The sequence below is a fragment of the Brevibacillus sp. Leaf182 genome (genome assembly GCF_001423865.2).
In the GTDB taxonomy this organism is placed as follows: Bacteria; Bacillota; Bacilli; order Brevibacillales; family Brevibacillaceae; genus Brevibacillus; species Brevibacillus brevis_C.
Map to the genome: position 1 here is coordinate 244,057 of NZ_LMPN02000036.1, position 20,266 is coordinate 264,322.

Sequence of the window (20,266 nt, forward strand, 5' to 3'; positions counted from 1 at the left end):
ATAGAGGAGAACAAGGAGGAAATCATCATGAAAAAGGGATTGCTTGCTTTTACCGCATTACTGGCGCTCGCTGTACCTGCGCTTTCTGCGTGCGGCAGCGATAAACCGGCTGCGTCTTCCGATCAACAGACGGGAGCAGCCGTCAAACAAGTCATGACCGCTAACCTGCGTGGCGAACCGTACACATTAGACCCGGCTTTCGCTTCCGATACCACCTCGTACTGGGTGATTGATCATCTGTATGAAGGATTGTATCGATACAGTCAGAATGGAGACATCAGCGAAGGCGCAGCAGAAAAGGTGGAAGTCTCCCCGGACGGCAAAACCTACACGTTTACTCTGCGCCCCGAAATGAAATGGTCGAACGGCGATCCGTTGACGGCGCATGATTACGAATACTCCTGGAAGCGCGTGCTGAATCCGCAGACTGCCGCCTATGAACCATCCGCACTCTACTACATACAAGGCGCGGAGGCATACAACACGGGAAAAGGCAGCATGGATGACGTTCAGATCAAAGCAAAGGATGACCGAACACTCATCGTCGGACTGAAAGACCCGATCACCTATTTCCCCAAAATCATGATGAGTCGCGCCTATCTGCCGGTGAACCAGAAAGTCGTGGATGCAGACAAAAACTGGGCGTCCGAAGCCAAAGGCATCGTGACCAATGGCCCGTACACCGTGGAGAGCTGGGACCACAACAGTCAACTGACAATCGCCAAAAGCCAGAGCTATTGGGAGAAAGAAAAGGTAACGATGGAAACCGTCCACTTCAAGATGGTGAACGAAGCGACCACCTACTACCAGATGTTCAAAACAGGAGCGCTCGACCTGATTGACTCCCTGCCGATCGACGTAATTGAGCAGGAAAAAGAAAAAGAAGAGTACAAATCATTCCCGGACTACAGCATTTATACGTACACGTTCAACGTAGAGGAAAAGCCGTTTACTAATGCGAAAATTCGTCAGGCCTTTTCCTACGCGATAGACCGGGATATCCTAACGAAAAACGTGACCAAGGGCGGCCAGCTCCCGGCGTACGGTTATACGCCATTTGGGGTGAAAACGCCTTCGGGCAAGGATTTCCGAGAAGAAGTGGCTCCGTACTATCAGTTTGATCCGGCCAAGGCGAAGCAACTTCTAGCTGAAGGCTTGAAGGAAGAAGGCTGGACAGAGCTTCCGCCGATTACACTGAAATACAGCACCGCGGAAAACCATAAGAAGATCGCCGAAGCGCTGCAAGAAATGTTCAAGCAAAATTTAGGCGTGCAAGTGAAGCTGGAAAATCAGGAGTGGAAAACGTACATCGATACGTTCAAGCAGAAAAACTTCCAGATTGCCCGTATGGGTTGGGGCGGCGATTACCTCGATCCGCTCGCGATGCTGGAGTTGTACACAGGGAAAAGCTCCCGCAACTTCACGAACTGGGCCAATCCGAAATTTGACGAGCTGATCGAAAAAGCAAAGGTTGAGCAAAACGAGGAAGCACGCATGAAGCTTCTGCACGAAGCTGAAACCATTCTAATGCAGGACATGCCCGTCATCCCGGTTTATTTCAATAACGAAAACTACCTCAACAGCAAAAAAATCGAAGGCATCCGCTTCAGTGTAACTGGGACACCGGATCTGCGCTGGGCCAAAAGAGTGGAAGAGTAACGTTTAATAAAATGCGGTTGTATTCTGCGAGAACAAGGAGCAGCTTGCCTAAAGCAACTGCTCCTTGTTTTTGGGACTCAATAAAAGGTTTATTGCGAAACTCGTTTCCCAAATGTTGAAAGTATCCTAAAATATAGAAGAAAGGAGGATACATTACAGGTCTATTTCAATTTGAGGTCGGCGGGTAATTGTCAGATTATACTGAACTCAAAACGATCAAGAGCGCTTTTCATAAGCTATTTCAATCCATGAAGAAATTCACGAACGAAGGGGTATAAAACAAATGACAATAACCATAAATTCAATAGAGTTCATCAATCGCCGTCAAAAGCTCGCAGAAAAAATGCCTGATCACAGCGCACTTGTCCTATTTTCAGGGGTTGTCAAGACACGCAGCCATGACGATAAATATCTATTTTCACCGAACCGCAACTTCTATTATCTAACCGGTATTGCGCGCAGTAACCTCATTCTCCTGATCACGAAACGCGCTGGCATTGTGACCGAAACGTTATTTCTTCAGCGCCCAAATGAGCTGGAAGCGAAATGGACAGGGGCCGTCTTATCAGATCAAGAGGCGAAAGAGCAGTCTGGTATCGAACACTTCGATTATCTCGATGAGTGGCTCCAGTCATTTGGAACCTTTATGAGGCGCTGCGAAGGCAAGTACTCGCTCTATCTTGATTTGCATCGCTATCAGTGGAGCGACGAGCTGACCCCTGCAGAGATTTTTGCCGAAGACGTGCAGAAGAAATACCGGACCTTGCAGATTCACGATGCGGGCCCATGGCTGAAGGAACTGCGCAAGGTGAAGAGTCCGGCAGAGATCGGAGAAATCAGACGTGCGATTGCGATCACGGATGAAGCAATCCGGCGTATGTGGTCGCATGCACGTCCTGGAATCATGGAATATGAGCTAGAGGCGCACTATGATTTCGCGTTGAAGTCGCATGGTGTTCGGGAGCTTCCTTATTTACCGATTATTGCTAGTGGGATCAATGCTACTATCTTGCACTATGAAGCGAATAATCAGCGTGCGGAAGATGGTGATTTGGTCCTTCTCGACCTCGGGGCAGCATCGAATTACTATGCGGCTGATATTTCGCGAACGTTTCCCGTAAATGGTCGCTTTTCCGATCGTCAGAAAGCGATCTATCAACTCGTGCTCGAAGCAGAGATCAAGACCATCGAAGCAGTGAAGCCAGGTGTCACCCTTCCACAACTAAATGAAGTCACGAAACAAGTCTTGACGGATGGACTGCTACGTCTCGGTCTCATCCAAGAGAGCAGTGAGCTGTCCAAATACTACTATCATCCCGTGTCCCATCACCTTGGATTGGATACACACGATATCCCGGATTACAATATTGCTTTGCAACCTGGTATGGTGATCACGATTGAACCTGGTCTGTACATAGAGGAAGAAGCGATTGGCATCCGGATTGAAGATAATGTGTTAGTAACAGAAGACGGCTGCGAGGTGCTCTCATCGCAGATCCCGAAGGAAGTCGAAGAAGTGGAATTGTTGATTGGGAAAAAGGAATAGCCATCGTTTAAAAGAGGGGGTACGATTTATAATAGAGTCATCATCCGAAAGTATCGGTCAGAAAAGCTCCGGGGTTCCCCTCGGAGCTTTATAGCGTTTCGTTCATAGTTTGCATAAGTAACACAATTTCATAAAAGAACCGGGGATCCCTCCCCAGATAAGGCTTTGTATTTTCAGCTCCAACTGCTTGTTGTATCATTCATGTAGAATTGGAACGTAATGTTATAACGGTCTTTCACCATTCCGAAGCAGGGACTGAATTCAGTTTTTTGCAACGGGAACAAGACTTGCCCTTTTTCGCTCAATTTATTAAACATTTCTTCAATCTCGCTTTGTTGCGTCGCTGTTATACAAATATTCACCTGATCTCCGATTACATAAGGTTGCCCGGGAAAGAGATCTGCAACCATCATATCATTTTCACCGGTTTGCAACACGGCATGGGCAATACGGGTTTTCACTTCTTCAGGCAAACTATCGGCATTTTTGCCTTCCCCGTACGTAGTTTTGAACAGTAATTTCGAGTTCAACGCTTCCTGGTAAAACTCAATTGCTTCCGCAGCTTTTCCATCCAGCATAATGAACGACGTTGTGCGCATTGACATGTAATCAATCTCCTTTTAAATGAAATTGTCCAATTTTTGCTGTTTTGGACTTCATTAGCATCGTATCGTACAATAGTGACAATATTTGTCGTAATAAATGAAAAGGAGTTAATAATGGCAAAGTCCAAAAGACTGATCGAGATTATGATGGCCGTCAACAAAATGAAGTCTTTCAACGCCAAACAGCTTGCCAGTGAATTTGGAGTTTCCACGCGGACGATTATGCGGGATATGCAGGAGTTGAGCGCGCTAGGGGTTCCTTTTTATTCGGAAGTCGGTCCGAATGGGGGATACAAGATGCTTAACGAGAGAATGCTGCCCCCGGTCGCTTTTACGGAAGGCGAAGCGCTTGCTGTATTTTTTGCCAGCCATGCATTGAGGCACTACGCGAATCTTCCGTTTGAGGCGGAAACAGATTCAGTGTTGCGGAAATTTTACTCTTATATGTCAGAAGATATTCGGGACCGTATCGACCGGATGCGGGAACGATTTGATCTGGTTACGCCGATGAGGCATGCAAGCACGCCTTATTTGAGCTTGTTGCTGGATGCTGCGATCGATCAAAAAGTGGTGCGCATGGAGTACGAATCGAAACAGCATAAGCGGTTAAGAGATGTTCAGCCGATCGGAATATATGCCAGTAACGGGTTTTGGTATTGTCCGGCCTATTGCTTTCACCGCCGTGATTTTCGCTTGTTTCGCTGTGACCGGGTTAGGTCTGTTGAACTGTCCGATCGGAAAGCGGTCGATTTGACGCAATTGCATATAGGAAACTGGGAGTCTTACATCGAAGAGGAAAGTCCGGCTATGGAACTTTATGTTGAGCTTACTGCAACAGGGGTGCAGAGATGCGAGCTCGAACTGTGGCCGGCGCACAAAATGCAAATTCATGTTCGAGAAGACGGCACGGGGTGGCTGGACAATCGAATCCCCACGAGCAGCTTTCCATTTTTCGGCCAATTTTTTATTGGATTAGGTACGGATGCAAAGGTAAAAGCGCCAGACGAATTGATTCATGTTATGAGAGAAATGCTGGACAAACTATTGGCGCAATATCGGTAAATCTCTGTTTGTTAGGTCAATGAAAAAACAGGGGCAGTCTAGGAACTATTAGCGTGTCCTGGACTGCCTCTGGCTCTTTTAACAAGGTTAGTCTAAAACTAATTACCTCCAAATGGACTCTTTTAGAATTCATCTATTTTGGTTTAGTAGTTTTGAAAAGCCGTACGTCGTTACGTGGAATGCTCTATCCGTTTGGACTAAGCGCCAACAAGCGTTTTAGGTTGTCATCAATGAATGTATTATCGGCACTGTTGATTCCGCGACCGGCAAAATGGCCCCAGATTGACTCGATAGGATGAAAAACAGCATTAGGTATAAATGTAGCTTCGTATTTGTTATCGTCCGCCGTGCAGAAGAGATCCGTGCTCCCTGGCATGATGCAGGTAAGCGCTTTAATGCTTTTGAGCGCTTTATGGAAATCTCCGTTATAGGCAGGGTTTGCACTAATATCTGCAAATTGACCTGTCCATAACATAGCTAGGACATTGTGCGGGTCCATCTTCATAAAGCTATCTTCCCAGACGCCAGTCACAAAATCTGCCAATGAGTCATAGCCCAACTCCCGATAAAGTTCCTCTCTGTAAAACGCCTGCGATAACCCCCATCCCGCATAGACACGACCAACGGCGCGCATGTCTGCAGAAGTCAACTGGTTTAGTTTACTTGAATCGAAGCCAACTGCAGCCATGAGCGAAGCTTTCATTCCGTCCAGAACCAAAAACGTTTGGGGCCAAGTCTTGGCAACTCCGGCGAAAGGTGCAATTCGTTCCACCATATCTGGATAACTTGCCCCCCATTGGAACGATTGAATGCCTCCCATTGACCATCCAACTACGAGAGCGATCTTTTGAATACCGAATTTTTCGGTCACCAGCCGATGCTGTAGTGTAACGTTGTCATAGATGGTTACCTGCGGAAAATTAGCCCGGTCGAATGGGGGAGGCGTGTTACTGGGAGACGAAGATAATCCGTTGCCCAGCAGATTTGGAACGATAATGAAATATTTCTGTGGATCGAGTGCCATACCGTTTCCAATCAACCATTCATTCTGAACATGCTGGTCGCCAAAAGCAGTTGGATAGACGATGACATTATCTTTCTTTTCATTCAATTTTCCATAAGTCTTATAAGCAAGAAAAGCGTTCGGTAAAGATACTCCTGATTGCAAGGTTACGTCACCCAATTCAAAAATCTCATAATCCATCGTATGGTTGCTCCTCTCAAATTGAAACCACGATTTAGAATGTATTTCTTGTACCTAGTATAGACCTGTGCTATTTTCAATAAAAGTGAATAGAATTCAAAGTAGTATTCAATATTATTGAAAGTAATTGGGGGGTAGTATAATGGAATTGCGCCAATTGAATACGTTCCGCACGGTTGCATCAACTTTAAATTTCAGTCGAGCCGCGGAAGTTCTGGGCTACGTCCCCTCCAACGTCACGATGCAAATAAAGGCATTGGAGGATGAGCTTGGTGTTCGTCTCTTTGACCGCTTGGGCAAGCAGCTCGTTCTCACAACTGCGGGTAAACGCTTTTTACTACATATCCAAGGTGTCCTTAACAAATTGGACGAAGCTCGCAGTGTCGTTCATGACAATGAAAATCTAAGCGGCACCCTAACGATAAGTGCCAACGAGGTTCTTTGCGCCTATCGGCTTCCAGTTGTCTTTCACCTATTTCGTTCGCGCTATCCGGGAGTGCGTCTTATCTTCCGCTCTGTTTCCAATCAGCAACTCAAGCAAGCGCTCCTTGAGGGCACCGCGGATGTCGTCTTTATGTTGGACGAACCCATTCACTCGAGCGTACTTGCAGTGGAGCCGTTGGTAGAAGAAACTTTCCGATTTTTCGCCGCTCCAGACCATCCACTCTCGAAACGAACTGTACTGCACCTGGAAGATTTTCACGGAGAAGTGTTCCTGACAAATGAAAAGGGTTGTCCCTATCGAACCATGTTTGACCGGCAATTTGAGAGAAAGGGCATTGATAGTATTACGTATTTAGAATTTCAAAATGCGGAAGCCATTAAACAATGTGCAATTACGGGAATCGGTATTGCCTTTCTTCCTGAGATGACAACGAAAGCGGAAGTTGAACGGGGCGAACTGGTTGCTCTACCATGGCAAATTCCAGACTTGCGCGTGTATACACAGATGTTATGGCATAAAGACAAGTGGCTTTCACCAATCATATTATCTTTCATAGAAGCAGCAAGGGAGGTTATTGCTATAGAGGAGGAGAATATAAACGTTTAGCCTATTCCTGGAAGAATCTCTGAGCTGGCATCGTTAGCATCAACCGATTAAAGGCACGCTGTATATGGAAAAAAACTCCTATCAAACATTTGCAAAGGGGCCTCCCCACGATACGAACCTAAGCTAATTAGGTCGCGGGGAGGCTTTTTTCTGTTTTTTACACTCACCTTTATGTAAGTAACTGAACAAAATGTGCATACTTACAAATTTGCAGCAAGCATCTTATACTCATAAAACAACAACCCTTCAAGGAGGACGCTATTTTGAAAACTCTTGTCATCGTCACTCATCCAAGCATCGAAACATCCGTCATCAATAAGCGATGGGTAGAAGAACTCAAAAAATATCCAGAAAAGTATACCGTACATGAATTGCATAAGGCATACCCAGATGGAAACATTGATGTGGAAAAAGAACAGCAATGGATTGAATCGCATGGGAGTCTTGTTTTACAGTTCCCGGTATACTGGTTTAATTGTCCGCCGCTCCTGAAAAAATGGCTGGACGATGTTTTTGCATATGGGTGGGCGTACGGTTCAAAGGGAGGCGATAAATTAAAGAATCGCAAAGCTGCATTAGCCGTATCTGCTGGAATTAGGAAAGAGGATTATCAGGAAGAGGGAAGATACCGGTATACACTGGAGCAAATATTGACCCCTTTTGAAACAACCTTCCGCTATTGTCATGCGGATTATCGTTCATTCTTTGCGTATTATGGTACGGAGACTGAGTCAGGGGAAAATGTACCTGGTCAAGAACTTGAGCCGATCGGCAGCGTATTGGATAAGAGCGCGCAAGATTATTTGAAATTCGTTGATAACCTGTAAGAAGCCCATGAAAAAAGAAGTATTTCCTCGGTTAGGAGATACTTCTTTTCCTGTTAGAATCAATCGTCATGCCTGCTGCTTTACATCCTCCTGAGGGGGCAAGCTATTCTTCTCGCCCCAGTCGCACATCATATTTAACAACGGTATGAGAGAAAGGCCACGCTCAGATAAGGAATATTCCACTTTGGGAGGGACTTGAGGAAATTCCTTGCGGATGATCAAGCCATCTGCCTCCAGCTCTTTTAACATCAAGCTCAGCGTTTTAAAGGAAATGGTACCGATACTTCGCTTCAGCTCATTATGCCGCATCACTTTATTTTCAGCTAGCCAATATAAAATGATCATTTTAAATTTCCCGCCTATTAAAGACAACGTATAACCAAAGCCAGTGTCTTTCAGCTCCACGCCAGTCGGAACACAGGTTTCACGCACAACGTACACTCTCCTCTGGGAAGTATGGTTAGTAAATGCATATACTTTACCATACAACATACTTCCATTTTTAGAAAGTGATGCCGCGCAAAAAAACGTAGACCTTTATGATTCGACACCGTGCTTATAACGCTCAAGCTTTCCAGGGCCTGCGTATAGTACGGAAAAGAAACCAATTACGGCGAAAATCAATCCCACGATATAACCATGATTGATGGCGCTACCTAGAGAATCACTTAAAAAAGAATGAACACTCGGCTCGATTTGTAAAGGCTCACGCATGAGAACTTCAGGGTTAAGCAGATCAGTTGCTTTCTCCAAGGAAATGCCATGTAATGACGCCCCTTTGGACACGATACTCGCATAATTTTGGTTCACAACAGCAGACGTGATTGATGCACCGAGAACGCCTCCGATGTTCCGACAAAACCCAACGATCGAGGAAGAAATGCCCATATATTTTTTATCGACCGAATGCACTATCGCGTTTTGTGCAATGCTCATTAACGGCCCGATTGCAGCAAACCCGAACAAAATCATCAAGAGCGTTAAGAAAAAGAAGGAAATGCCAGGTGAAACGTACATAAGCAAAATAGAACTTACTACACAAGCGAGCATAGAGAACGCCATGAGAGATCGAAAGGAAAATTTTGTTTGTAACATTCCGAATACCACAGCACCTCCTGTCAAAGAGAGCATCAACGGTGTCAAAACATTATTGGAGTTTGGATATCCAAGTACGGCCACAGCGAAAATAGGCAAATAAGTGATGGCGGCAAACATGATGGCACCTTGAGAAAGACAGGCGATACAAGTCGCGACCACCATACGATTTTGAAAAATTTGGAGAGGAAGAATCGGTTCCTGTGCATGACGTTCTACCATAATAAAAGCAACCCCCACTATTCCGGCCAGTGCAAATAGTGAGATGATTTGCCACGAAAACCACTCATATGCTTTTCCTCCCCATTCAAGCGCCAGCATGACAGCTATACAGGAGACGATTAATGTAACGGTACCCAAATAGTCAATCTTTGGCTTTGTATGAGAACGGGATTCTTTCAGGGAAAATAGAAGCGTTACTAGAGACAGCAAACCGATCGGAACATTGACATAAAAGCACCAACGCCACCCCAAATAATCCGAGAGCAAGGTCCCGACTTGAGGTCCAGCGATAGAAGAGAGCCCAAAGATTCCGGCAAACACGCCGGAGATTCGCGCTGTATATTTCGGATCAGAGGAAAGCGTAAATAGGATTGTGAAAGTAATGGGAAAGAGAGCCCCTGAACCTATTCCTTGAAGGGCACGGAAAGCAATCAGCTGTTCAATACTTTGGGCAACGCCACAAAGTGCCGACCCAATGAGAAAAATAGTAATGCCAAGTAAGTAAAACAACTTGCGTCCAAATAGATCGGACATTTTCCCGAAGATGAGCATCGTACTGGTGGCGGCTAACACGTACGAGGTAAAGACCCAGCTCATACTTTCAAAGCCACCGATATCTTTAATAATGTGACTAATGGCCGCCGAGGTAATGGTATTGTCGAGGGAAGACATCAGTAAGCCCAGTGCCAAAGCAAGGATAATGAAGTGATTACGTTTTTCGGATTGTGACATAAAAAGCGAACTCCTATCTCTTTTTCTATTCATGTAGCAAACTTCGCTGTAAGACTATTATTTGTGCATTCGTTGCCAAGAAATAGGGAAAGAACAGTTGCAAATCAAACTTTACATCGTTTATGAATGTAAGTTTTTATACTTGCCGTTGACTTTGCCCTTAGGGGAAGGGGTATAAGTAGAATAGCGATACGGAATGAACAATGGAGGTGAACCTGTGCTATCAATCGGAGAATTCTCAAAGATATGCGGAGTGTCTACCAAAACGCTTCGTTATTATGCCGAAATAGGACTAATGAACCCGGACGAGATTAATCCTGAAAATGGCTATCGGTATTATTCCATCAAGCAACTGAAAAAGATGCTCTTCATCAACCGTTTGAAATCGTATCATTTTTCGCTGGACGAAATAAAAGCCATGTTGGAATGGGAAGAAGATCAGTCGGAGGAGAAGCTTGTTTCCGCCCTTCTTCGCAAGCAAAGGGAAATGTCCGAAAAACGAAACGCTTTGGACTATACCATCAAACAACTGAACCATGATCTTTCCAAAATGGAGCAGGGCATCTCCATGATGTCATACCTTGACAACATAGAAGTACAGCTTGTAGAGACCCAGCCAATCCATATTGTCTCTTTACGCCAGATGATGACGAGTGATGATTATGCAACAGGGTATGGTAAGTATTTTAGTAAGCTGTATGAAAGGATTGCGACTGAAAAGCTCACCTTGCTCGGTACGCCGATGACGATTTATCACAGCCCTGAATTCAATCCTGCCGGAAACGATACCGAGTTTGCACTCCCGGTCGCGGAGGCGGTAAAGGGAACAAAAGATTTGCCTGGGGGACTTTGTGCAAAGTCTGTATGTAAGGGTCCTTACTCAGAATTGACTGCGGTGTATGCCAGATTGCGGGAGTGGGTAGAAAATGAAGGCTATGAATTGGTGAGATCGCCCTACGAAGTCTATGTAACCGCACCCGATCAAGCCAGTATTCCTGAGAAGCTTGTTACGGAAGTGTATTTTCCAGTCAGAAAAAAATGATATTCACTTGTTGAGGAGGGAATTATCATGCAAAGAAGCAATTGGCCCACGACAGAATGGCAAGCAGTAGACCCGGCCCTCTTGAACATAGACGCTGAAAAACTAGCAGAGCTAGATCCTATCATAAAATCCGCGTACAGCAACATAAACGGGATCATGATTGTGAGAAATGGATATATCGCCCATGAAAGCTACTATCATGGCTATGGACCGAAAGATAGGCACCATGTAGCGTCTGTAACGAAAAGTATTCTATCTGCTCTCATTGGTATTGCCATAGAGAAACGGTTTATCAAAAATGTCGACCAAAAGGTGCTGGAATTTTTCCCCGACTATGCACCTGATCATACTGATACGCAAAAACAAGCAATCACCATCCGCCATCTCCTCACGATGACAGCCCCCTATCCTTTTGAGGATTGGTACGAACCACTGGACAAATTGTGTATGCAATCCGATTGGGTAACATTTACTCTGGATATGCTCGGTCAAAAGGGAGAGATTGGAGCATTTAAGTATTCGACCGCTGGAGCGCACCTGCTTTCAGCCATCCTCACACGCAGCACAGGAAAAAGTGCCCGAGAATTCGCCAACGAATGCTTGTTTACACCCATCGGCATGGAGGAAATCCCTGATTATGAGATGAAGGCGTTTGCGTTTGAGGATTTATTCGGGAAAGATGTGAGAGGATGGGTGAAGGATCCAAACCACAACTCCACAGGAGGGTGGGGGCTCACCTTAACTCCTCGTGACATGGCACGTGTTGGTTGGCTCTATCTGAATCGTGGCTGTTGGAACAATCATCAGATCATTCCAGAGGCTTGGATAGATGAATCGACAGCGATGAATCCCAATCAATACGGGTATCTATGGTGGTTGCGTGAAGAGGACGGTGTTTTTGCATACACTGCACTGGGTGATGGCGGTAATGTTATCTGTTGCATCCCAGAAAAAAACCTCGTCGTAGCCATTGCATCGGAATTCATGCCGAATCCTCGTGATCGATGGACGCTAATCAAGGAGCATATTATCAGGGCGGTATTCTAAGGCAGCAGATAGGAATCGAAACAAGGAACCGGGGAGTTGCAGCTCACCCGGTTTAAGTGTTAAACGATCGTTTACCTTTACTTTACTTGGAAGCGTAATTTTCGGCAGCAATGCAAATGTAGTAGCTTAAACCCGTTTGCTGTTCTTCCAACATAGCGCGGTGGAACTCATCTAACAGGAAAAACCTTGACTGCTCGGCAAAAGCTCTCGCATCAATTGGATGGTCTTTTTGTAAAAAAGCAAGGTGGTTTTCGATCGCAGAAACTACTGCTTCATCCTCGATACTTTTGTTGTTTTTTAACGCCGCTGCCATAGACTTCATGAAAGCAGTTGCTTCAGCAGCTTTTTCATTCATGGAAGCCACGTCCAGATTCTCTGTATCCAATTGAAAATCGTACGCTTCCTGCAAATGCTTATTTTGTTGAGTGAATGCCTGTTTCCATTCGTCCTCGTTCAATCCATCAAACATGTTATCAGTGGACATATTTATTCTCTTCCTTTCGTGTTGAATCGTTTCTTCTAAAGTAAGCAAGATGCGCTCCAATCGAAGCTGGCGTGCCTTTAACATCGCTTGCTGCTCACCTAAACAACGAAGTCTGTCTGGTTCGTGATCGAGTGCAGCTTTCACGCTGTCTAACGGAAAATCAAGCTCACGATAAAACAAGATTTGTTGTAACCGCTTGAGTTCATTCTCACCATAATATCTGTATCCATTTTCTGTGACGACTTCGGGCATCAGCAAACCAATCTTTTGATAATGGTACAGGGTCTTGATTGTGGTACCAGACAGTTTTGCTACCTCGTTAACGGTATACAACATGGTGATTCACCTCCTGAAGTTGAGTTTGCAGTCTGACCTTAGGTTGGAGTCAAGCGAAAAAAAAAGAAAGAGGAGTATGGCGGAAATCAAACGAATGTAAGCATATGATCCATATAGTGGATAGGGGGGATTCGCATGACGAGGTTATTTCAGTTGGATTCTGAAGATGACATCGAGAAGGTAGTGGCCCAGGCGCAGCAAATCGCACAAAGGGCGATGCACGAATACGACTTGGATGGGGAACAGCTTCATTTCAATCAACTATCCGATACTTGCACGTTTGTAATCGAAACAGAGAAGGATGGTACCTATTTACTCCGCATACATGGAAACAAGAACAGAAATGAAATTGATTCCGAGCTTGCTTGGCTCAGCTATTTGCATGAGAAAATAGAGATAGCGATTCCAACGGGCATCGAGTGCCGCAATGGTTCCAAGACAGTGAGCATCGATCTTGCGAATGGTGACTGTGTAGGCGTATCCGTCATGCGTTGGGTCGAAGGGGAGCATGCAGATGAAGAGCTTTCGGAAGACCAAGTTTACAAAGAGGGCGTCCTGTTAGCAAAGCTTCATACCGCATCCCAGGATTTCCAATTGACCCCTGAATTTGCGCGTCCGATCTGGGGAGAGGATAGCTTCAAGGAGGCCATGGCTAGATTGACGGAACATTACCAACGGTTTCTGACAGACGAAGAATTCGAGCTGTATGAATTGGCGGCGGATAAAATACTCACTTGTCTCGCCAAATTGGACAAAAATAGCAGCCACTATGGAATCATTCACGGCGATCTGCACCAAGGCAACATCGTGTTTCTCAACGGAGATCCTCATCCGATTGATTTTGGAAGATGTGGATTTGGTCACTATCTTTATGATATCGCCCATACCATTTTGGGTTTATATCCTGCACAAAGAGAGCTAGTCATAAAAGGCTACGAGAGTTTGCGGAAACTAGAAGGGGACTGGCTCCCTGCACTAGAGAGCTTCGCGGTGATGGTCATGATTGAAAATTATAGTCACCATGCTCCTGACCCCAGAGAAACGGAGGGGCTAAAAGAAGAACAGCCCTATGCAATACCTATGATCAAAAACTACTTGAACGGCAAGCCATTTCTTTTTCATTCAAAGGCAGAGAAGGAGAGGGAAAATGGATGAGCTCAGCAAAAAGCCGCCGATAAACGGCGGCCGTTTCCATTATCGCACGGATACAGCAAGAACACGAGCGATCTGCTCGCTGTCCGGTTCTCTGTACACATAATCATGAGAATGCGGGTGGTGAATGCTTACCCAGCCGTGCTCGATAGCCTTTTTGTAGTAATGCTTAGCACGATCCTCTTCACCACTCAGATAGAACATGCAAGCAGCATTCCAATACAAGGCCGGATCGCCATCCCAATCCCAGCCTTTATCAAGTGCTTGGGCATAACTCCATCCGGCACGGGCGTAGTCTTTTTCCACGCCATATTTCAGGTCGCCTCGCATGTAGTGGTTGCCGTTGACAAGGAAATTGTTTAAAGGAAGGTTCCATCCGAACAGAACCGGGAAATCCGCGAGCAGCTCGAAACCGACAGACAAGGCTGTTCGCTGTGAACCTAAATTGTTTGACCAGCACTGCCATCCCACTCTTTTGATTCCGCGTTGTTTGGCGAGTGAGAGAGCACCCAATGCTGTCTTTCGAGCCCATCCGTTACCCCGATAATCCTCATCGGTTTCAATACCCAATTCACATTCGTCTTCTACTACCCAATCCGTCATGCACCAACTAATAATGGTAGGCCCCTCATCGGTATCTTGAATTGCGGCACAACCGAAGCCTTTGGCTTCATAGGCTTCAATGGATGGCCAGTTCTCTGCTATTTCATCAAGAACATCCTCAAGACCTATCCATTCTTTACGCTTCAAAAAGGTGCTGTCTATCGGGACAATATGATTGTCAACAGGAAGGGACAGATCCTGTAAATGGTGAGTAAAGATCATTCGTCCACTTCGCATGGGAAATAGATCTTTCATCACGATATCGAGAATGTCATCCCACTTCTCATCCGTAGGATAAAACAGGACGTAGTCAAGCTGTTCATCAGCAGCAAGCTGCGGTAAAATCTCCTCTTTGAGCAATGCATTCACTTCTACAAAGAAGAGCGGATTATCAATACTGCCTCCTAGAAAAATACCTTGGGGGCTTGTCAACAAGGCTGATCTCGCGTCATTTGACAGGAATATTCTACCGGGAATCACACCTGTAATGACGCCTTTGATGGATATATGATGCTTCAACGTTTCAAACAGATTGGTCGCGCTATGGAAGCTATCAGTTGTGAGTTCCGTTCCTTGAACCATTTTTTGAGCAAACATTTCGTTCATTTCCTCCCATAGCATATGAGAGAAGGGATGAAATTATCGTTTGGAACCTCTCATATGATTTTCCATTTGTTTTTGCGAATCCAAAACATCATCACTCCTTTACCTAGAGTAGGGCGCGAATCTCTGGGGTGTGTGTAGTCTGATGCCCCCAAGTTCATTATGGATGAGTATCCAAATATTACAAGGAAAAATTTCATTATTTACATAATTTTATTATGGTAAACAAAAGGTAGCCCAGGACTTTTTCTTGTCCAATGCTACCCCTGCCTTTTTTTATTCATCCTTCCTGACGCAAATGACAAGCGAGCTGTAATTTCAGCAAGTCTTCCGGATTTCGCAAATCGATATGAAGAAGCTCCTCGACTTTGCGCAATCTCTGATACAACGTATTGACGTGAATGTGCAGCTCCTTGGCGGTGAGTTGAGGGGATTGACTATATTTCATATAGGTTATGATCGTCTGTTCCCATTCCTGATATTTTTCCGGGTCTTGCCAGAATGGCGCAAACACATCTTGAATGAATGCATCAATATCGGCCTGACTCTGGTTCAGCATGAGGCGATTGACGCCCAGGTCTTTGTAGTGCACCACACCATAACGGCTGCGGTTGGTCAAGTAGTGAGCGGCTTTCTTGGCTTCTTCGTAGCTTTTGCTGATTTGCTCAATCCCGCTTGCCATACTTCCAACACCAATCGATAACGATGCTTCCTTGCCAAGTTCCCACTCATAGGACGCCTGTTGTAGTCTCTCCCGGATGTCCTTGCCATCTCGGGACCCGAGAGACCGGATAAGAAGCGTGACATGGTTATGGAATCCATAGACAAACATCTGCGTTTTACTGAACTCCCATTTCCAACGGGTAATGAGCCGGTGAATGTTTGCTTCTAGCAAAGCCAGATCGTGGCATTGCGTCAGATGGGCATATATTACGTAGTATTTTGCTTGTGGCTGTAACCCCATCGAACGGGCGCGGTCAACCAGTTCATTGCCTTTGCTTGCAATCAGCTCTTGAAAAAGATCGTGTGCTCGCTTGTACAGCACGGAGCTGATCGATTGCTTTTTCACCAAATCGAGTATGAGCACAGCACGCCCTTGCTCGACCGTCATTCGTGCAAGATCAGATAGCCCGCGTTCATCCAAGGGAATCATGAGACATCCGAGAAAGATGCTCCCATTGATTAGTGGATACAAGCAGAACAGTTGATCGTCACCAGCAGCGGGAGAGAACAGGCTGACGGAAACAGGCTGTCTTCTTTTGTTCAGCAATGAATACAGTTCATCCCAGCTAAAAAATAAAACACTCTTTTCCGGATACATTTTCTGCTCAAGCCAATCGGCAAAATAAATGGAATGGCCTGTCATTTTGCTGAGGGTCTTTACGATTGTTTCCGCCCCTTTATTTTGCAGGGACAACTGCTTGATCGATTCATGGATCTGGTTGCGCTGTATCAAATCATCGTGCTTGGCTTGCAATTGGGCGCTCATGGCAGCCATATGTTCATACGCTCGCTTGACTTCTGCATAGAGTTCGGCATTTTGCAGGGCGATGGAAGTTTGGTCTGCGAAGCCTTGGAGGAGGTCGAGGTCGTACTCCGTAAACACATTTTCCTGGTAAAACTGATGCAGAACCAGCACGCCGATACGCTTTTCTTCACGTGATATTGGAACGCATAGCAGCCCATTCAAGTCTCGCAATGTTTTTGCGTGGTTCAGGGAGTGAAAGTTGTCAGCGGAGATGTCCTTCATCGCGTAGGTTGTTTCTTGACTGGTTTTGTACATGCGCGGGATACCGTCTTCAAACACTTTGCCCGCGATGGATTCGCCCACCCGCATTTTGAGATCCTTGAACACCGTATCATGAAAACCGACGGTCGCTTTCGGAATCAATCGGTCGATAGTGGGATCATACAAGTGCAAGAGACCTGCATCAGCAGCGGGGATAACAGCCAGTGCGTTACCAATGATGCCACGGATGATTTGGTGAACGTCGAGGGTAGAAGAGATGGAGCGAATCCCTTCAAAGAGCTTCTTGCTTTCCTCCGCTTTGGCAGTCATTTTTTCTTCTGCCAACAACAGGCGAATCCCGAACCACAGTAGTTCCCGTTGGTCAGAGGTAAGGATGACTGATTGGTTTGCTTTATGTGCAAGGCAAATAACAGCTTGTCCTTCCTTTTCGTAGAAAAAACGGTACATCTGTTGGGAGGGAAGGGACTCATATGTATAACGCATGTGGCTAGCATCGCCGTCACAGCGAGGTACTGTCATAGGAGGAATGTTTGTGGCAGCGGTTTCATGGAAAGAAGAAAAAATAAGCCGAAAATGTCGATCACGCGAAAATTGGAACCAGATCGAAAATGGCTGATCACCAAACCATTCGTGCAGCTTTTGAAGCAGGAGCGAAAATGAATTCATCCACGTGTCCTCCATGTAGAGAAATACACATTAATAGTTGGAAATAAGTGTCTGTATATACATTGTATTCATAATTTTTGCTATATACAATACTCCTATAAGATGCGGAAGGTGGGAGACGATTTGACAGCAACCTACAATAATTACATCGATGGCGCTTGGGTGACGAGCCATACTGGACAAGTTTTCCCTAGTACGAACCCTGCCAATACAAATGAGGTTCTCGGTTATTTTCAAAAATCGGACGGGCTGGATGCGCGTTCTGCCATTGAAGCTGCTGCCAATGCTTTTGGTGAATGGTCGCAAAAATCGGCTCCCTCACGCGGAGAATTCTTGTTCTCCCTCATTCACTTATTGGAAAAACACAAAGAAGACCTCGCAGAAACGATTACCCGCGAAGTCGGAAAAACTTTGCGGGAAGCGAGAGGCGAGGTCACCAAGACAATCACTTCCATGAAGCAGTTGACTGGGGAAGCCACTCGCCTGACAGGTCAAACGGTCCCTTCCTTTGATGAACGAGTAATTGGTTACACGGTGCGAGAGCCAATTGGAGTTTTCGCGATTATTGCGCCTTGGAATTTCCCGTTGGGGATTGGCTTGTGGAAGATTGTCCCGGCTATCCTCGCAGGCAATACGGTTGTGTTCAAGCCAGCAAGCAACACCTCCTTGATTAGCGTAAAGCTGGTAGAGCTCCTGATTGAGAGCGGCGTACCGGGTGGTGTAGTGAATTTGGTAACAGGACCGGGTGCGGTAATTGGTGATGAATTGGCGAATCATCCACTGGTCAAAGGCATTTCCTTTACGGGTTCTTCTGAAGTAGGACTTGCCTTGGGGAGAGCAGTTGGAGCCAGAGGGGGCAAAATTCAGGCGGAGATGGGTGGGAAAAATCCGGCGATCATTCTCGCGGATGCTGATATTGACCTTGCTATCGATTCCATCGTACTAAGTGGATTCTTCGATAATGGGCAACGTTGTACGGGGACCAGTCGCGTATTGGTCGTTCCCGAAGTAGCCGAACAAGTAAAAGCAAAACTGATCGAGCGAGCGAAGAGCTTGAAAGTCGGAAATGGTTTCGATCCAGAGAATCATAACGGTCCAGTAGTGGACGAGCATCAACTCAATTTGTATCTTCATTATGTACAAAAGGGGATCGAAGAAGGTGGCGTACTGGAATGTGGGGGTAAGCGCCTGGTAGAAGGTGATCTTGCCCAGGGCTACTTCGTCGCACCGACGGTATTTACCGGCATTACACAGGAGATGACGATTGCCAACGAAGAAATTTTTGGCCCTGTGATCGCTGTGATCGATGTGGATTCTTTCGAACATGCTATGCAAGTGGCTAACCAGGTGGAATTTGGCTTGTCCTCCACGATTTTTACGAACGATTTGCAAAAAGCTTTCCAATTTGTCAAAGGCATTCAGTCAGGTGTCACGCATGTCAATATGCCGTCGACTCATTTTGAATCACAGTTTCCGTTTGGTGGCAAAAAGATATCGGGATTGGGGCCGAGAGAGCAAGGGGAGTCAGCGCTCGATTTTTACGTCGAGACAAAAACAGTTTATATTCGACCATAAGTATAGGGAAAGCAGGAGGAGCGAAGATGGAAGCGATTGGTGTTATCGGCATTGGTGCAATGGGTAAAGGGATGGTCTGTAATCTATTGCAAAAAGGCTACCACGTGTATGCCTATGATCCAAGTCCGGCAGCAAAAGCCTGGGCGAAGGAAAAAGGAGCGATAGTCGTCGAGTCTCCACGGGCAGTGGGTAGCGTAGCACGTGTCGTTTTCACTTCGCTTCCAGGTCCTGCGATTGTTGAGGAAGTTATGCTGGGTACGGACGGACTTTTCTTATCATTAGGGGCGGGCAGTTTCGTGTTTGATACAAGTACGATCGATCCTGCTACAGCAAAACGTCTGAATCAGCACGGCGTAGAAAAAGGGATCTACTACTACGATTGTCCGGTGAGTGGAGGACCTTCGGGTTCTGCTGCTGGAACGTTGACCATTATGGTCGGCGGTGATGAGGCCAAGCTTCCAGAAATCATGGACTATCTCAGGGCAATTGGAAAGGAAATTTTTTATCTGGGGGAATCCGGCGCCGCACAAGTTGCGAAGCTTTGTCACAACTCAGTCGTTGCCGTCATCACAGCAGCATTGGGAGAGGCGTTCAGTGTCGGAGCAAAAGCAGGTGTCAATCCACACAAGCTGGCAGCAGTCATGGACAAAGGCTCTGCCCACAATCGTGTGCTCTCCGTTTTTGGGCCTAACATCTTGTATGGTACGTATGAAAATACAGTCTTTTCCTTGGATCATATGCACAAAGATTTGCAGCTCTATGCGCAAACCGCACGTGAACAGCAAGTGCCTGTTCTCGTTGGAGGAACGGTTGCGCAAATGTATGAGGCAGCGAAAGCACAAGGCAAGGGTAGCTGGGATTCGAGTGCGGTTTGTACCGTGACGGAGGAGCTGGCTCATACAACGATTGCGCGTTAAGGTTGAAAGAGAAAGTAGACTACAGCAATATTGCTTGTAGTCTACTCAGACTGAAGAGAAACCCCCTTTTGGGGGATTTCTTTTTGGC

The 20,266-nt window shown here is 46.0% G+C and carries 17 protein-coding genes; 10 read left to right on the forward strand and 7 right to left on the reverse strand.

The genetic code is table 11. The features are described from left to right. Positions 1–27: 27 nt before the first annotated feature. Both ASG16_RS27480 and ASG16_RS27485 read left to right on the forward strand, forming a co-directional pair. Positions 28–1,659, forward strand: coding sequence for a peptide ABC transporter substrate-binding protein (locus ASG16_RS27480; protein WP_056494005.1), 1,632 nt, complete (start codon positions 28–30; stop codon positions 1,657–1,659). A 295-nt stretch (positions 1,660–1,954) separates the two neighbouring features. After that, positions 1,955–3,205: an aminopeptidase P family protein gene (locus tag ASG16_RS27485; protein WP_370444421.1), complete on the forward strand. Its 1,251-nt coding sequence runs from the start codon at positions 1,955–1,957 to the stop codon at positions 3,203–3,205. 173 nt (positions 3,206–3,378) lie between these two features. Here ASG16_RS27485 and ASG16_RS27490 read toward each other — a convergent pair whose 3' ends face one another. Further along, a complete protein-coding gene (locus tag ASG16_RS27490; RefSeq protein WP_048032985.1) occupies positions 3,379–3,810 on the reverse strand; it encodes a VOC family protein in 432 nt (143 codons plus the stop codon). 114 nt (positions 3,811–3,924) lie between these two features. Here ASG16_RS27490 and ASG16_RS27495 point away from each other — a divergent pair, with 114 nt between their 5' ends. Then, positions 3,925–4,872 (forward strand): helix-turn-helix transcriptional regulator, encoded by a 948-nt coding sequence (locus ASG16_RS27495; protein WP_056494000.1) that lies wholly within the window; start codon positions 3,925–3,927, stop codon positions 4,870–4,872. A gap of 184 nt (positions 4,873–5,056) precedes the next feature. On the opposite strand, the gene ASG16_RS27500 is transcribed toward ASG16_RS27495, so the two are convergent. Next, positions 5,057–6,076, reverse strand: a complete 1,020-nt coding sequence (locus ASG16_RS27500; protein ID WP_056493997.1) for an alpha/beta fold hydrolase — start codon at positions 6,074–6,076, stop codon at positions 5,057–5,059. 142 nt (positions 6,077–6,218) lie between these two features. Here ASG16_RS27500 and ASG16_RS27505 point away from each other — a divergent pair, with 142 nt between their 5' ends. Then, a complete protein-coding gene (locus ASG16_RS27505) occupies positions 6,219–7,127 on the forward strand; it encodes a LysR family transcriptional regulator (protein ID WP_056493994.1) in 909 nt (302 codons plus the stop codon). A gap of 263 nt (positions 7,128–7,390) precedes the next feature. Next, positions 7,391–7,954 (forward strand): NAD(P)H-dependent oxidoreductase, encoded by a 564-nt coding sequence (locus ASG16_RS27510; RefSeq protein ID WP_056493991.1) that lies wholly within the window; start codon positions 7,391–7,393, stop codon positions 7,952–7,954. 66 nt (positions 7,955–8,020) lie between these two features. Here the strand turns inward: ASG16_RS27510 and ASG16_RS27515 are convergent, their stop codons facing one another. After that, on the reverse strand, positions 8,021–8,386 hold the full coding sequence (locus tag ASG16_RS27515; protein ID WP_056493988.1) for a winged helix-turn-helix transcriptional regulator: 366 nt from the start codon (positions 8,384–8,386) through the stop codon (positions 8,021–8,023). 105 nt (positions 8,387–8,491) lie between these two features. Next, complete coding sequence (locus ASG16_RS27520; RefSeq protein ID WP_056493985.1) at positions 8,492–10,003, reverse strand: MFS transporter; 1,512 nt, start codon at positions 10,001–10,003, stop codon at positions 8,492–8,494. A gap of 217 nt (positions 10,004–10,220) precedes the next feature. On the opposite strand from ASG16_RS27520, the gene ASG16_RS27525 reads away from it, so the two are divergent. Both ASG16_RS27525 and ASG16_RS27530 read left to right on the forward strand, forming a co-directional pair. Continuing rightward, positions 10,221–11,045 carry a MerR family transcriptional regulator gene (locus ASG16_RS27525; protein WP_056493982.1) on the forward strand — a complete coding sequence of 275 codons (825 nt, stop codon included), beginning with the start codon at positions 10,221–10,223 and terminating at the stop codon, positions 11,043–11,045. A 27-nt stretch (positions 11,046–11,072) separates the two neighbouring features. Further along, positions 11,073–12,092 (forward strand): serine hydrolase domain-containing protein, encoded by a 1,020-nt coding sequence (locus ASG16_RS27530; protein WP_056493979.1) that lies wholly within the window; start codon positions 11,073–11,075, stop codon positions 12,090–12,092. A gap of 82 nt (positions 12,093–12,174) precedes the next feature. Here ASG16_RS27530 and ASG16_RS27535 read toward each other — a convergent pair whose 3' ends face one another. Then, a complete protein-coding gene (locus tag ASG16_RS27535) occupies positions 12,175–12,912 on the reverse strand; it encodes a MerR family transcriptional regulator (RefSeq protein WP_056493976.1) in 738 nt (245 codons plus the stop codon). 135 nt (positions 12,913–13,047) lie between these two features. Here ASG16_RS27535 and ASG16_RS27540 point away from each other — a divergent pair, with 135 nt between their 5' ends. Continuing rightward, positions 13,048–14,067, forward strand: a complete 1,020-nt coding sequence (locus ASG16_RS27540; protein WP_056493974.1) for a phosphotransferase enzyme family protein — start codon at positions 13,048–13,050, stop codon at positions 14,065–14,067. Between the two features lie 39 nt (positions 14,068–14,106). On the opposite strand, the gene ASG16_RS27545 is transcribed toward ASG16_RS27540, so the two are convergent. Together ASG16_RS27545 and ASG16_RS27550 are read right to left on the reverse strand one after the other, a co-directional pair. Further along, positions 14,107–15,264, reverse strand: coding sequence for a GNAT family N-acetyltransferase (locus ASG16_RS27545; protein ID WP_056493971.1), 1,158 nt, complete (start codon positions 15,262–15,264; stop codon positions 14,107–14,109). A gap of 286 nt (positions 15,265–15,550) precedes the next feature. Next, positions 15,551–17,686, reverse strand: a complete 2,136-nt coding sequence (locus ASG16_RS27550; RefSeq protein WP_056493968.1) for a helix-turn-helix domain-containing protein — start codon at positions 17,684–17,686, stop codon at positions 15,551–15,553. Positions 17,687–17,788: 102 nt separating this feature from the next. Here ASG16_RS27550 and ASG16_RS27555 point away from each other — a divergent pair, with 102 nt between their 5' ends. Together ASG16_RS27555 and ASG16_RS27560 are read left to right on the forward strand one after the other, a co-directional pair. Next, positions 17,789–19,261 carry an aldehyde dehydrogenase family protein gene (locus ASG16_RS27555; RefSeq protein WP_048032998.1) on the forward strand — a complete coding sequence of 491 codons (1,473 nt, stop codon included), beginning with the start codon at positions 17,789–17,791 and terminating at the stop codon, positions 19,259–19,261. Between the two features lie 26 nt (positions 19,262–19,287). Beyond that, entirely contained in the window at positions 19,288–20,178 is an 891-nt protein-coding gene (locus ASG16_RS27560) for an NAD(P)-dependent oxidoreductase (protein WP_056493965.1), read from the forward strand. Positions 20,179–20,266: the final 88 nt, after the last annotated feature.

Bases quoted from the DNA above. Each gene is read 5' to 3' on its own strand.
- ASG16_RS27480 (WP_056494005.1), top strand. From the start codon at position 28: ATGAAAAAGGGATTGCTTGCTTTTACCGCATTACTGGCGCTCGCTGTA.
- ASG16_RS27490 (WP_048032985.1), bottom strand. From the start codon at position 3,810: ATGTCAATGCGCACAACGTCGTTCATTATGCTGGATGGAAAAGCTGCG.
- ASG16_RS27495 (WP_056494000.1), top strand. From the start codon at position 3,925: ATGGCAAAGTCCAAAAGACTGATCGAGATTATGATGGCCGTCAACAAA.
- ASG16_RS27500 (WP_056493997.1), bottom strand. From the start codon at position 6,076: ATGGATTATGAGATTTTTGAATTGGGTGACGTAACCTTGCAATCAGGA.
- ASG16_RS27505 (WP_056493994.1), top strand. From the start codon at position 6,219: ATGGAATTGCGCCAATTGAATACGTTCCGCACGGTTGCATCAACTTTA.
- ASG16_RS27520 (WP_056493985.1), bottom strand. From the start codon at position 10,003: ATGTCACAATCCGAAAAACGTAATCACTTCATTATCCTTGCTTTGGCA.
- ASG16_RS27530 (WP_056493979.1), top strand. From the start codon at position 11,073: ATGCAAAGAAGCAATTGGCCCACGACAGAATGGCAAGCAGTAGACCCG.
- ASG16_RS27535 (WP_056493976.1), bottom strand. From the start codon at position 12,912: ATGTTGTATACCGTTAACGAGGTAGCAAAACTGTCTGGTACCACAATC.
- ASG16_RS27540 (WP_056493974.1), top strand. From the start codon at position 13,048: ATGACGAGGTTATTTCAGTTGGATTCTGAAGATGACATCGAGAAGGTA.
- ASG16_RS27545 (WP_056493971.1), bottom strand. From the start codon at position 15,264: ATGTTTGCTCAAAAAATGGTTCAAGGAACGGAACTCACAACTGATAGC.
- ASG16_RS27550 (WP_056493968.1), bottom strand. From the start codon at position 17,686: ATGAATTCATTTTCGCTCCTGCTTCAAAAGCTGCACGAATGGTTTGGT.
- ASG16_RS27555 (WP_048032998.1), top strand. From the start codon at position 17,789: ATGCGGAAGGTGGGAGACGATTTGACAGCAACCTACAATAATTACATC.
- ASG16_RS27560 (WP_056493965.1), top strand. From the start codon at position 19,288: ATGGAAGCGATTGGTGTTATCGGCATTGGTGCAATGGGTAAAGGGATG.